Source organism: Streptomyces jumonjinensis, assembly GCF_009600885.1.
Classification (GTDB): Bacteria; Actinomycetota; Actinomycetes; order Streptomycetales; family Streptomycetaceae; genus Streptomyces; species Streptomyces jumonjinensis.
Genome location: NZ_VCLA01000082.1, coordinates 1 through 13,380, shown reverse-complemented (window position 1 = coordinate 13,380; position 13,380 = coordinate 1). Strand labels below are relative to the sequence as shown.

Genomic DNA, 13,380 nt, shown 5'->3' with positions numbered 1-13,380 from the left:
GGGCGGGTCGGGCTCGACCGGACCCGCCCGTCCGGAACGGGCGGCTCTCACCGCACGGAAGGGTCTGCACAGGGGTGACGTGTAAGCTTCACGCCGTAATTGACTACGATCATACCTTTAGCATGCCAGCGCTTGACTCTGGGCCGAGAGTCGCCTCCACACCGGACTCTCGTCATCGACCGCCGCTCCCGCTCGTCGGCTCCGGCCATGAGCAACGCACTCTGAGACGAAGAATATGAAGCGAATTCTCATACGCTCGGGTAAGAGCCCGTTCCATGCCGCAACGCGCGAGGAGTATCTCCAGCAGGATCTGATGGGGACGAACGCCGGTAATCTCCTTTTCAGCGACGCCGCCCATAAGCTGCTGCTGACGGAGAACACCGAAGTCACGTCCAATGGAATCAGCACGGTTCTCACGGAAGAGCGAATACGGCAGATCAACGAGGAGCACGATGTCTTCGTCGTTCCTCTCGCCAATGCCTTCCGCCCGTCGTTCCGCGCCTCGCTGGACCGGCTGACCTCGCTCATCGAGCGGCTCACCATCCCGGTGGTGGTCGTGGGCGTCGGCGCACAGGTCGGCACCGACTACGGAACCGACCGGCTGCGCCCCATCAACGAATCCGTCCAGCGCTTCGTCCGCGCCGTGCTGAACAAGTCGGCCTCGATCGGAGTACGGGGCGAGCTGACCGCCTCCTACCTCCACAGCCTGGGTTTCCACGAGGTCGACATCATCGGCTGCCCGTCGATGTTCCTGCACGGCGACACCTTCCCGGCCCCCCGCGATCCGGGAGTGCTGGACGAGAACTCGCGTATCGCCATCAACCTCTCGCCCGGCGCGGTGAAGATCGGCAATGTGCCCGACCTCATCCGCAACGCCCATGAGCGTTTCCCGCGCCTGTCGTACTACGCGCAGAACCTCGTCGACGCGGAACTCCTTTTCTGGGGTGACACCTCCGAGGCCGCGGGCCATCACTCCCCCTTCCCCCGGCAGCTGACGCACCCGCTGTTCCAGGAGGACAAGGTCAGGGTCCCGATCGACCCCAAGACCTGGCTCGATGAACTCTCCGGGCACGATTTCTCCTACGGCACCCGGATCCACGGCAACATCGCGGCGCTGCTCGCGGGAATCCCCGCCGTCGTGCTGACCCATGACTCCCGCACGCTGGAGCTCTGCCGCTACTTCGAGCTGCCGTACCGCGCGCTCAGCGAGACGCCCGGGGACATACACCCCCAGGAGTTGTTCGAGCAGGCCGATTTCAGCGGCATGGTCAACGGCCACAAGGAGCGCTTCGGGCGCATGATGGCCTTCCTCAGCAGGAACGGCCTGGACAACACCTTCGAGCACGGCGACGGCGGAGCCGGGTACGAAGCCCGGCTGGCCGCCCTCGATCTGCCGCCCTCGATCAGGCGATGGGACCCCACCGACGGCGAGGCCGTGCGCTATCGCGTCAGCCGGCTGCGGGAGATGGTCGCGGAGAACCAGACCGAGGCCGAGAGCCGTATCGCCGCGCTCGCCAAGAAGACCAAGGAGCTGGAGAAGCAGTTGGATGCGCTGCAGAAGCAGTTCACCGCCACGGAGAAGCGGGTGTCGGGCGTCGAGAAGCGCGTTCTCGTACGGCTGGGTCCGGCGATCCGCCGCCGGGTGCGCAGCACCAAGAAGAACGGCTCCTGAGCGGTAGCCGACCCGGCGGGGGGCGGCCCGGCGGGGGGGCGGCTCGGCCAAGCGGCCCGACCCGCCGTCCGGCCGCCGCACCGGCGCGGGACGCTGTGGACGCGGGCCGGGCCGGGCCGGTCGATCGCCGGTACGCTGCGGAGACAGAGCGGGCACATAGCGGGGCATAGCGGGATAGTTCACCCCGAGTCGTACGCCGTCACACGGCCACCAGCCGGACCGGCAGCCGCTCCACACCGCTCACCACGATGGACTCGACCGGCACCGGCGGACCGGTCCGTTCGACGCGCCGCACCGAGTCCAGGAGTTCGTCGAACATCAGCCGCATCTCCACCCGGGCCAGCATGCCGCCCAGGCAGAAGTGTTCGCCGATGCCCAGGGCGAGATGGCGATTGGGGCGGCGGGCGACGTCGAAGCGGTCGGGCTGGTCGAAGACGCGCTCATCGCGGTTGGCGGACGGGATCCACAGGACGACGCGGTCGCCCTCCCGGATCTCACGGCCGCGGAGGACCACGGACCGGGTGGCCGTCCGCAGGAGATGGGTCGCGCTCGACGTCCAGCGCAGCACCTCCTCGACCGCGCCCGGCAGCAGCTCCCGGTCGGCGCGCACCGCCTCCCACGCGCCGGGGTGGTCGAGGAAGGCGCTCATCCCGCTCGACACCGCGAGCCGTACGTTCTCCGTACCGCCGACGAGAAGATTGTCGCAGTTGAGCAGAATCTCCTCCTCGGTCAGCAGCTCGCCGTCGACGGTGCCCGACACCAGAGCGCTGACCAAGTCGTCGGCGGGCTCGTCCATCCTGCGGTACATGAGCTCGATGAAGTACTGCATGATCTGCTGGTGCGCGGCGCTGCGGGCCTCGGGGGCTCCAGCGGCGAACGCCTGTCTGGTGAGGGAGAAGAGCAGCTCCTGCTCGGCCGGGGGCACCCCCATGAGCCGGCAGATCACATAGAGCGGAAGGCGTGCCGCGATGTCCGTGACGAAGTCGCACTCGCGACGTTCCAGGGCGCGGGCGACGACGTCGCGTACCGCACCGCGCATGAACTCCTCCAGGTCGCGCACCGAGCGGGTGGTGAACCAGTCGGACACGAGCGCGCGCAGCGCCTTGTGGCGGGGCGGGTCGGTGAGGGCCAGGGTCCTGCCGCCGCCGATGTCCTCGCCCTGGGCGGAGGGGCGGAGCAGGATGCCCCGGGCCGAGCTGAAGGTCCCGGCGTCCATGGACACGGCGCGGACGTCGTCGTATCTGGTCAGCGACCAGAAGCCCGGGTACTGACCGGGCTCGTGCCAGTGCACGGGATCGTCCTCGCGCAGCCGTCGCCAGATGGCGTGAGGGCCGTCGGTCGCGTGGAACCGGGGATCGACGAGGGCGCTCGTCTCAAGGGCGGCGATGGTCATGACCGGCTTCCTGATCGAAGGGCGTCGAAGGTGTCGAAGGTGTCGAAAGTACGGAGAGCGTCGGCGAACCCCTTGAGCAGTTCCTGGGCCACGGTGTGCGAGACGGCGTCGGGGCGGTAGTTGACCACCAGGCGCAGTCCCCCGTCGGCCAGCGGCCAGACCTCGGTCTGGACCTCCAAGGGGAGTTGCGGATAGGGAAGGCGCAGGAACTCGGTGCGCAGCCCGTCCAGCGCCAGCGTGGGCTCGGCGTTGTCCTGGAGGACGAAGAGCGTCTGGAAGAGCGGCGGCCTGCTGGTGCGGGGCGCCTTCGCGAGGCGCACCATCTCGTCGAAGGCGATGTCCTGGGCGGCGAAGACCCGCTCGACGATGCGGCCCGTCGCCGCTGCCGCGCCGGGGCCGTCCGCGAGCGCGGCGCCGCGCAGCCGGACGCAGGCCATGTCGATATGGCAGCCGACGGCGGTCTCCAGAGCGCTGTCATGGCGCTGCGCCACCGGGGTGCCCACGGCGAAGTCGCGGCAGCCGGTCAGATCGGCGAGCAGCCGGCCGTAGCGGGCGAGCAGCAGGGTGAACCGGGTGGTTCCGGCGTGTGCGGCTGCGGCGTCGAGACGTGCGGTGACGCCGGAGTCGAGGAGCGTCTCGCGGCGGCCGGGCGGTCCGGGGTCCATACGCGCCGGGGCACCGGGCCAGTCGAGCTCGGGCACGCCCGTCAGCTCATCGGCGAGCCAGGCGCGCTGGCGGTCGAGGTCGGCCAGCGCGAGACGGGCGGTGCGGGACCGGTGGGTCTCGGCGGCCGTGGGGGCGGCGGGCCGGTCGGGGGCGCGGCCGGTGCGGCGGCGTTCGTTGTAGGCCGTGGCGAGGTCCGCGGCGAGGACGGATTCGGACCATCCGTCGAAGGCGATGTGGTGGACCACGCAGCCGAGTACGGCGGAGCGGCCGGATTCCAGCGGTACGAGTACGGTGCGCCACACGTCCCCTTCGGTGATGTCGAGCGGCTCCATGAGGATGTCGCGCAGCACGTCGGCCGCCGCCTCGGCGTCCCGGGCCGCCGGGAGCACTTCCAGTACGGGGGCGGGGGACGCGTCGCCGAGAGCCGTCGGTCCCGGGGCGGGCACATAGGAGGCGCGCAGCACCTGGTGCCGCTGGTGGACGTCGGCGATCGCGGAGTCGAGTGCGTCGAGGTCCAGATCGCCGTCGATGGACCAGAGCACGGCGCAGTGGGCGGACCGGTCGTCCGGGAAGAGGAGGTGGCGGGTGAGGTAGACGCGCTGCATGGGGGTGAGCGGTACGCCGGCCGAGGGGGCGGCGGGCGAGGGGGCGCCGCTCTCGGCCGCTGGGGTCGGCTGTGACCGGCTCAGCCATGCGGCGAGCGTGCGGGCGGTGGGGTGTTCGTACAGCCGGGACAGGGGTACCGGCCTGCCGAGTTCGGAGGCGAGCCGGGCGCAGACCCGGCCCGCGGCGAGCGAGGCGCCGCCGAGGTCGACGAAGGACAGGTCCGGGGGGACGCCGTCCCTGCCGAGCACGGCGGCGAAGACCCGTCGTACGAGGGCGAGATGGGCTGTCTCGTCGGCCGGTGTCGCGGCTGGTGCCGAACCGGCCGGTGTCGAACCAGCGGCAGGCGAACCGATCGACGCCGGGGTCGGGGCCTGGGCTCGGGGGGTCAGTGCGAGCAGCGCGTTCTCGTCGAGCTTCCCGTTCGCCGTCACCGGGAACGCGGGGACGGCGACCACGGCGTCCGGGCGCTGGTAGTGCACGAGTTCGGTCCGCAGCAACGTCGCGGCGTCCGCCAGCGGGTCGCCCGGAGCGACCGGTACGCAGAAGGCCAGCAGACCGTCCACGGCCCCCGCCGGGGTGCGGCGGGCCACCACCCGGCAGCGCCGGACCGCCGGCAGCAGCCGCTCGATCTGTGCCTCGACCTCGGCCGGTTCCACGCGGTGCCCGCGGATCTTCACCTGGCGGTCGGCGCGGCCCCGGTAGTGGAGCAGCCCGTCGTCGTCGGCGTGTCCGAGGTCGCCGGTGCGGTAGACGCGTACGGTCACGCCGTCGATCTCCCGCTCGGGGAAGCGCTCGGCGGTCTGCGCGGGGTCGTTGAGATAGCGCAGCGCCAGCCCCTCGCCCGCGACGCAGATCTCGCCGTCGATGAGGTGGACGGCCGTTCCGGGGACGGGCCGGCCGATGGGGATGCCGCCGGGCCGGTCGCAGTCGGCCTCGGTGACGCGGTGGGCGGTGGCGAAGACGGTGCTCTCCACCGGGCCGTAGCCGTTGATGAGCGCGATGTCCGGGTGCCGTCGCAGAAAGCCGCGGACATGGGGGACGGAGAGCCGCTCCCCTCCGGTCATGACCTGGCGCAGGCCCCGGAAGGCGTCCGGGTCCTCATCGACGATCATGTTGAAGAGGCTGCTGGTGAGCCAGACGGTGTCGACCGCGTGGGCGGCGACCGAGTCCCGGAGCGCCTGTGCGGAGAGATAGGGCTCGTCGACGACGACCGAGGTGCCGCCGCTGAGCAGGGCGCTCCACAGTTCCAGGGAGAAGGCGTCCCAGGGCAGCGCGGCGGCCAGCGGAATCACCGTGTCCGCGGCGAACCGGGCGAAGGTGCCGGGGCGCGTCAGCCGGGCCGTCGCGGCGTGAGGGGTCAGGACTCCCTTGGGGCGTCCGGTGGTTCCCGAGGTGAAGAAGACGCACGCGGCGTCCGTGCCGGCGACGTCGGCGGGGCGGAAGCCGGGGACCGGACCGGTCGGCGCGGTCGGACCGGTCGGCGCGGCGGCGACGGACCAGAGGGGCAGCGCGGTGCGCCCGTGGGCGTCCGGGTCGCCGACGAGTATCCGGGCGGCGAGTTCCCCGGTGACCTCCTGGATCCGGCGGTCGGGCCAGACCGGGTCGAGCAGGGCGTAGGCCGCGCCCAGTTTGAGGATCGCCAGGATCGCGGTGACCAGTTCGGCGCCGCGCGGCAGCAGAACCGGCACGAGTGCGCCCGGCCGGACGCCGTGGCGGGCCAGGGAGTGCGCCCAGGCGTCGGCCGTGCGGTCCAGCTCGCCGTAGCCGACGGTGCGTTCGCCGTGTATCAGGGCCACGGCGTCGGGCCTGGTCACGGCATGCCGGCGCACCGTCCCGTGCAGGGTCTCCGTGCCCTCGGATCGTGCTCTTGTGGTCCTCATGGCGTCCAACCTGAGCTCGCGGGATCGGGTGGCGACATACACCGGTGCGTACCAACGGACACTCACGGAAACTCACGGATGTGCACGGATGCGCACGGTGCGCACCGGTGCCGACGCCACAGCATGGGAGCCGAGATTGCCATGGACTTGCCTTGTTTGGCAATGACATGCCTCACGGCGAAAGCCGTCTGAAAATCGATAACTGTGCAGCTCGCAGCTAGTTTTGACGGCAAAAAACCGCACGTTGCGATAAATGTGAAGGTCAAAGTGACCGCATAATGAACACCGTATATTGCCAGTCCTGGCAAGGTTGTATTAGCTTCATCCGTACCGTGGCCCGGGCGGTCGCGGACCGACCGTCTCCCCCGTGACGAGAGGGGACACCCTTGACCCGGCCACCCGTTCAGCGAGTGAATGTGCTGGCCCTGGCGATAGCCGGTGCCGTCACCGTCGCCAACATCTACTTTCCCCAGCCCCTGCTGGAGGCCATCGCCCACTCCCTGGAGGTGTCCGAGGACACCGCCGGGCTGATCGCCTCGGCCGCGCAGATCGGCTACGCCGTCGGCATCCTGCTCATCGTGCCCCTCGCCGACGCCGTCGACGTACGCCGGCTGAGCTCCGTACTGCTGACGCTGACCTGCGGAGGGCTGCTCGTCGCCGCGGTCGCGCCCAATCTGGCCACCCTGGCCGTCGCGACGCTCGCGGTGTCCACGACCACCGTGCTGCCGCAGATCATCATGCCCGTCGCCGCCTCGCTCGCGGGCCCCCGGCGCGGCCAGGTCGTCGGCCTGATCGGGCTCGGCCTGACCCTCGGCTCGACCCTCTCCCGTACGCTCTCGGGTTCGGTGTCGGATCTGACCGGCGACTGGCGGTCGGCGTACGTCGTCGCCGCCGCGATGACCGGCGCGCTGCTCCTGGTGGTGCCGCGCTGTCTGCCGGCGGGTTCCGGCGGCTCCGGGGCGCGGCTGAGCTATCCGAAGCTCCTGGCCACACTCCCCGGGCTGCTCCGCGACCACCGCGAGCTGCGGCTGTCCGCGGTGCTGGGGGCCACCGTGTTCGCCGCCTTCAGCGCCTTCTGGGCGATGCTCTCCTTCCATCTGGCGGAGCCGCCCTTCGAACAGGGACCGGCCGCCGCCGGGCTGTTCAGCCTCTACAGCCTGCCCGCCGCGCTGCTCTCCGCGTACGCCGGACGGCTGAGCGACCGGTACGGCCCGACCGCGCTCAACGCCTGGGCGCTGGGCTGCGTCATCGTGGCCTTCGCCCTCTTCGGGCTGTTCGGCGGCTCCATGGCCGCGCTCGTCGTCGGGAGCAATCTGCTGGTCCTCGGCACCAGCAGCGGCCAGATCGCCAATCAGGCGCGGATCTTCGTCCTCGGCGAGGCGCGAGTGGCACGGCTCAACACCGTGTTCATGCTGTCGTCCTTCAGCGGGGGCGCCATCGGGTCGACGGCCTCGGCCGCCGCGTACAGCGCCCATGGCTGGACCGGGACCGTACTGGTCGGCGGCGGGTTCCTCCTGCCGGCCGCGGCGGCGCTCACCGCGGGCCGGCCGAGGCGTCCGAGGCGTCCGGGGCATCCGGGGCATCCGGGGCATCCGGGGCAGCCCGGACGATCGGGGCGGCTTCTTCGAATCCAACCGCGAACGCCCGGCGCCGAGCCGGCCAGGAGATGGTGACATGACGCGCGACCGTTCTCTCGACATAGCCGTCACCGGCATGGCCGCCCGGTTACCCGGCGGCGGGGACATCGACCGGTGGTGGACGGCCGTCCGCTCCGGGCAGGTGCTCACCACCCGCTTCGAGCGCTCGGAGTCGCTCGGCGCTGGAGTGGCCCCGGAGCTGGTCGACGACCCCGGCTATGTGCCCGTCCACGGCCTGCTGCCCGACGCGGACCGGTTCGACCACGAGCTGTTCCACATCAGCCCGCGCGAGGCCGAGCTGATGGACCCGCAGGCCCGGCTGATGCTGGAGACCGCCTGGGCCGCGCTGGAGGACGCCGGAGTCGCTCCACGGGGCGGCTCGGGCCCGGAGGTCACCGGCGTCTACGCCTCCGCGAGCGGCAGCGCCTATCTGCGCGCCATGCTGACGGGCGGCGCGCTCTCCCCCACCGCGCTCGAACAGGCGCTGCGCGGTACGGAACCGGACTATCTGGCCACCCGTATCGCCTACCGGCTCGGGCTCTCGGGCCCCGCGCTGACCGTGCAGACCGCGTGCTCCTCCTCGCTCGTCGCCCTGCACACGGCGGTCCAGGCGCTGCTCAACGGCGACTGCGACCAGGCGGTCGTGGTCGCCGGGGCGGTCGGCTTCCCCCAGGCCGGCCATCTCCATGTGCCGGGCGGGATCCTGTCCGCCTCCGGCGTCTGCCGGCCCTTCGACGAGCGGGCGGACGGCGCCGTCGCGGGCTCCGGGGTGATCTGTGTGGTGCTGCGCCCGCTGGCGGACGCCCTCGCGGAGGGCCCCGCGCCGCACGGGGTGATCCTCGGCACGGCGGTCAACAACGACGGCGCGGCGAAGGCCGGTTACCACGCCCCGTCCGCCATCGGCCAGGAGGCCGTCATCCGGGCGGCGCTCCACGCGGCGGACGTGGACGCCTCGACCATCGGCTATCTGGAGGCGCACGCCACCGGGACCCGGGTCGGCGACCCCATCGAGTGGTCCGCGGCCGGCGCCGCGCTCGCCGGGGCGGGAGCACGGCCCGGCCAGATCTCCGTCGGCGCTCTCAAGGCCGCCATCGGACATCTGGACGCGGCGGCGGGTCTCGCCTCGCTCGTCAAGGCGCTGCTGGTGGTCAAGGAGGGCGTCATACCGCCGGTGGCCGGGTTCTCGGCGCTCAACCCCCTGCTGGAGACGGAGGGTTCACCGCTGTCGGTGCCCGCCGAGGCCCGCGCCTGGACCGGCGCCGGGCCCCGGCGGGCGGGCGTCAGCTCTTTCGGCATCGGCGGCACCAACGCCCACGCGATCGTGGAGCAGCCGCCGGAGCCCGCCCCCGGGAGACGGGAGACGGAGCGCGGGGAGACAGGGCACCCGGAGGCGGAACACCCCGGAGCGGAACACCGGGAGACGGAGCCCCGGGAACGGCTGATCCTGCTCTCCGCCATGAACGACGAAGGGCTCGACCGGGCCGCCGCGCGGCTGCGCGCCCACCTCTCCGCGGCGGACGGCGGCCTCGCCGACGCCGCGTACACCCTGGCCCATGGGCGTACGCAGCTGCCCCGGCGGCTGGCGGTGACCGGCCGCACGGCCGCCGAGGTCGCCCAGCGGCTCGCCGGGGGCCCCGGCGTGGAACGCGGGACCCGGCCGGCCGGGAGCCCGGCTCCCGTCGTCCTGCTGCTGCCGGGCCAGGGCGTCCAGCGGCCCGGCATGGCACTGCCGTACGCGGCGGAGCTGCCCGGCTTCCCCGCCGCGCTCGACTGCTGCCTGGCCGCGTTCCCGGCGGAGCTCGCGGCCACGCTGCGCGGCGCTCTGCTGGACCCCGCCTTCCCCGCCGCCGAGCTGGCGGCGACGGAGCTCGCCCAGCCCGCGCTCTTCGCCCTTCAGCACGCGGCGGCCACCGCTCTCGGCGGGCTGGGCGTCGCGCCCGCCGCGCTGGTCGGGCACAGCCTCGGCGAGGTCGCCGCCGCCTGCCTCGCCGGAGTGCTGGAACTCACCGACGCCGCCCGCTTCGTCGTCACGCGCGGCCGGGCCATGCGGGACTGCCCGCCCGGGGCGATGCTCGCGGTGGGCTGCGGGATGGACCGGGCGCTGGAGCTGGCCGCCGAGTGGGGGCTTCCGGTGGCGGCAGCCGCGGCCAACGGCCCGGACAGCAGCGTGATCGCGGGCCCCCGGGAAGCCGTCGGCGCCTTCGCCGCCCGGCTCGGGGACAGGGTCCCGGCACGGCTGCTGCGGACGGGCCACGCGTTTCACTCGGCGGCCATGGCGCCCGCCGTGCCGAAGCTGCTCGCGGAGCTGTCGGGCATCCGGACGCACCGGCCGTCCGTGCCGTATCTCGCCAATGTCACCGGGCGGTTCATCGAACCGGGGACGAGCGTGGACGCCGGGCTCCTCGCCGAACAGGTACGCCGTACGGTCCGGTTCGCCGACGGGCTCACGGCCCTCGCCGAGCGCCTCCCGGACGCCGTCGTCGTCGAGATCGGCCCCGGCAGGGCGCTGTCCTCGCTCACCGAGGCCGCCGGGCTGACCACGATCGCGCTGGCCCCGGCGGGCACGGAGCGGCCCGCTCCGGGGCCGCTGGCGGCGCTGGGGGCGCTGTGGACGGCGGGACAGCCGGTGGATCTGGACGCGCTCTGCGCGGACGGGCGGCGCACCCGTCTGCCCGGCTATCCGTTCGCCGGGCCCCGTCTGATCGCGCCCGAGGCGAGGGCCGGGGCGGCACGGCCCCGGACACCGGCACCGGCACCGACATCAGCGCCGGTCGCGGACCCGGTCACAGCGGCCGTGACGGAGGACACCGGGGCCGAGTCCGGGACCGCGACCGGGACCAGCGCCGCGCCCGCGACCGCGCCCGCCGACGCGCGCACCGCCGTGACCAGGGCCTGGCGGCAGGTCCTGGGCCGGGTCGAGCTCAGCGACGACGCGGACTTCTTCGAGCTCGGCGGCGACTCCCTGCTGATCACCCGCGTCACCGCCCAGGTCTCCCAGGAGCTCGGGGTCAAGGTCCCGGTGCGCGACATGCTCGTGGCCCGGACGCTCGGCGGTCACACCGGTGTGGTCGCGGGTCTGCTGACCGCCCGCGGCTCCTGGACCCCGCCGAAAGGACGCTCCCCCCGATCCCTCGCCCCCGTTCCCCGATAGACGAACCAGGAGTTCCGATGCAATCCACCGCCACCCTCGAACCCTCCGTACGCGCCGACGGCCCGGCCGGCCCCCGGCAGTGGAGCGACGAAGAACGCGCCGCCTGCTCCGAACGGCCGCTGGGCCTCGGCGCGGATCGCCCGGTGACCGGCGGACCGGCCGCGACCGTACGGCTGGCGCTGCCGGACGCGCTGCGCGCGGCGGTCGCCCGCACGGCCCTGGTGCATGAGGTCGGCGTCCCGGCGGTCGCCCTCGCCGCCCTCGCCCTCACCCTGGCGCGCTACACCCGTGCCGAGCGCGCGGTCGTCGGCTTGGCGGCAAGCGGCCGGGAGACCAGGCCGCTGCTGCTCGGCGTACGGGAGGAGCAGTCGGGCGCGGCGCTGCTGACCGCCGTCCACGAGGCGCTGGAGCATCCCCTCCCGGCGGCCGGCGCTCCGCCGGTGCTGCTGGAGTTCGGCTATGACAGCGGCGCGGGCCCGGGCGCGGAGCCGGTGCCGTCCGCCCACAACGATGTGCGTCTGGTGTACCGGGACCGGGTGGAGGACGACGCCGCCGAGCTGATCGCGGCCTTCCCCGCCGACCGCTACACCGAGGAGCAGTTACACCGGTTCACCGGCCATCTGCGGACCGCGCTGGCCGTGCTGACGGACGCGCCCGGGGCTCCGCTCGGCGGAGCCTGCCTCGTCGGCAAGGAGGAGACCCGTCGGCTGCTGGCGCTCGGCCATGGCGAGGAACTGCTGGTCGGCAGCCCGGAGCCGGTCCACAGCCTGGTCGCACGGGGCGCCGCGGACGATCCCGGGCGGCTCGCCGTGGTGTGCGGCGAAACCCGGCTCAGCCGCGGCGAACTGGACGGCTGGGCGGTCCGGATCGCATCCCGTCTCCGCGCGGCGGGCGTGGGGCGCGGCGACCGCGTCGCCATCCTCGCCGAGCGCTCCGCCGCCGCGGTCGCCGCCGTCCTCGCGACGGTGCGGGCCGGCGCCGTCTACGTCCCGGTCGACCCGGCCGGTCCCGCTGAGCGGCTGGACTCGGTGCTCGCCGACGCGCGCCCTGTCGCGGCGGTGGTCACCGGCGCGCTGGGCGAGCGGCTCACCGGCCGGGGGCTGACCGTCGTCACCGCCGACGAGCCGGGGATACGGGACGGCGAGGAGAGCGGGGACGGGTCGGACCGGCCGGAGCCCGTGGACCCCGGCGACGCCGCGTATCTGATCTACACCTCCGGGAGCACCGGCGCCCCCAAGGGGGTGCTGGTCGAGCACGGCCAGCTCGCCGCCTCCACCCTGGCCCGCCGGCTGGTGTATCCGGGCCCGCCGGTCTTTCTGCTGCTGTCCCCGCTGGCGTTCGACTCCTCGGCGGCCGGGCTGTGGGGCACGCTCACCGCGGGCGGCCGGCTGATCGTGGCCGGCCCGGACGAGTACCGGGACCCCGAGCGGCTGGTCGGGCTGATCGAGCGGCACGCGGTGACCCATATGCTCTGCGTCCCCTCCCTCTACGACACGGTGCTCACCGCCGCCGAGCGCGACGGCATGGCCGGGCTGCGGTCGCTGACCACCGTGATCGTCGCCGGTGAGGTGCTGCCCGAGGCCCTGCTGCGCCGGCATACGCGGGCGCTCTGCGACGCCGTTCTCGTCAATGAGTACGGGCCCACCGAGACCACGGTGTGGGCGAGTTACCAGCACTGCGACGCGTCCGGCACGGCGGACATCGGCCGCCCCGTGCCCGGCGCGCGGCTCTACGTCCTCGACGAGGCGCGGCGGCTGATGCCGAGGGGCGCCACCGGTGAGCTGTACATCGCCGGCGCGGGGGTGTCCCGTGGCTACTTCCGCCGTCCGGACGCCACCCGGCGGGTGTTCTCCCCTGATCCGTTCACCGGCGACGGCGGCAGGATGTACCGCACCGGGGATCTGGTGCGCTGGACCGAGGGCGGCGCCCTGGAGTTCCTGGGGCGGCGCGACAACCAGGTCAAGATCCGCGGCCACCGGATCGAGCTCGGCGCGGTCGAGACGGCGCTGCGCGCCTGCCCGGGGGTCCGCGAGGCCGTGGTGGTCCCGGACGCCGGCCGGACCCGGCTGTTCGGGTTCGTCCTCGCCGAGTACGGGGCGGAGCGCGACATCGATCCCGTGCTGATCCGGGGGCTGCTCGCCGCCAAGCTGCCCGAGGCTGCGGTTCCCGCGCGGCTGCGGGTCATGGACGCCTTCCCCGTCACCAGCAACGGCAAGGCGGACCGGGCGGCGCTCGCCGAGCTCACCGGGGCGGCGGAGCGGGCCCGCCCGGAGCCGGACGGGGCGCGCGGCGGAGCGCCGGGCGATCCGCTCTCGCAGGTCGCCGCCGCGTGGGCGGAGGTGCTGGAGATCTCCGAGGTGCCCACGGCGGTCAAC

General features: G+C 73.3%; 6 protein-coding genes. 4 read left to right on the top strand and 2 right to left on the bottom strand.

Annotated features, from left to right (window positions below):
• Window positions 1-235: 235 nt before the first annotated feature.
• Window positions 236-1,672 (top strand): polysaccharide pyruvyl transferase family protein, encoded by a 1,437-nt coding sequence (locus tag FF041_RS09865; RefSeq protein ID WP_153522114.1) that lies wholly within the window; start codon window positions 236-238, stop codon window positions 1,670-1,672.
• Between the two features lie 199 nt (window positions 1,673-1,871).
• On the opposite strand, the gene FF041_RS09860 is transcribed toward FF041_RS09865, so the two are convergent.
• Together FF041_RS09860 and FF041_RS09855 are read right to left on the bottom strand one after the other, a co-directional pair.
• Entirely contained in the window at window positions 1,872-3,065 is a 1,194-nt protein-coding gene (locus FF041_RS09860) for a cytochrome P450 (RefSeq protein ID WP_153522112.1), read from the bottom strand.
• Window positions 3,062-6,217, bottom strand: coding sequence for an AMP-binding protein (locus FF041_RS09855; protein WP_153522110.1), 3,156 nt, complete (start codon window positions 6,215-6,217; stop codon window positions 3,062-3,064). Before FF041_RS09855 ends, FF041_RS09860 begins: the two co-directional genes overlap by 4 nt.
• Window positions 6,218-6,603: 386 nt before the next feature.
• On the opposite strand from FF041_RS09855, the gene FF041_RS09850 reads away from it, so the two are divergent.
• The 3 genes from FF041_RS09850 to FF041_RS09840 form a co-directional block, all read left to right on the top strand.
• On the top strand, window positions 6,604-7,890 hold the full coding sequence (locus FF041_RS09850) for an MFS transporter (RefSeq protein ID WP_228388118.1): 1,287 nt from the start codon (window positions 6,604-6,606) through the stop codon (window positions 7,888-7,890).
• A gap of 1 nt (window position 7,891) precedes the next feature.
• Window positions 7,892-11,005 carry a type I polyketide synthase gene (locus FF041_RS09845; protein ID WP_153522108.1) on the top strand — a complete coding sequence of 1,038 codons (3,114 nt, stop codon included), beginning with the start codon at window positions 7,892-7,894 and terminating at the stop codon, window positions 11,003-11,005.
• Between the two features lie 17 nt (window positions 11,006-11,022).
• Window positions 11,023-13,380: amino acid adenylation domain-containing protein (locus FF041_RS09840; RefSeq protein ID WP_153522106.1), on the top strand; the 2,358-nt coding region annotated here is incomplete at its 3' end.

What these genes read in the sequence shown, in the direction of transcription:
- FF041_RS09865 (WP_153522114.1), top strand. Translation starts at nt 236, where the DNA reads ATGAAGCGAATTCTCATACGCTCGGGTAAGAGCCCGTTCCATGCCGCA.
- FF041_RS09845 (WP_153522108.1), top strand. Translation starts at nt 7,892, where the DNA reads ATGACGCGCGACCGTTCTCTCGACATAGCCGTCACCGGCATGGCCGCC.
- FF041_RS09855 (WP_153522110.1), bottom strand. Translation starts at nt 6,217, where the DNA reads ATGAGGACCACAAGAGCACGATCCGAGGGCACGGAGACCCTGCACGGG.
- FF041_RS09860 (WP_153522112.1), bottom strand. Translation starts at nt 3,065, where the DNA reads ATGACCATCGCCGCCCTTGAGACGAGCGCCCTCGTCGATCCCCGGTTC.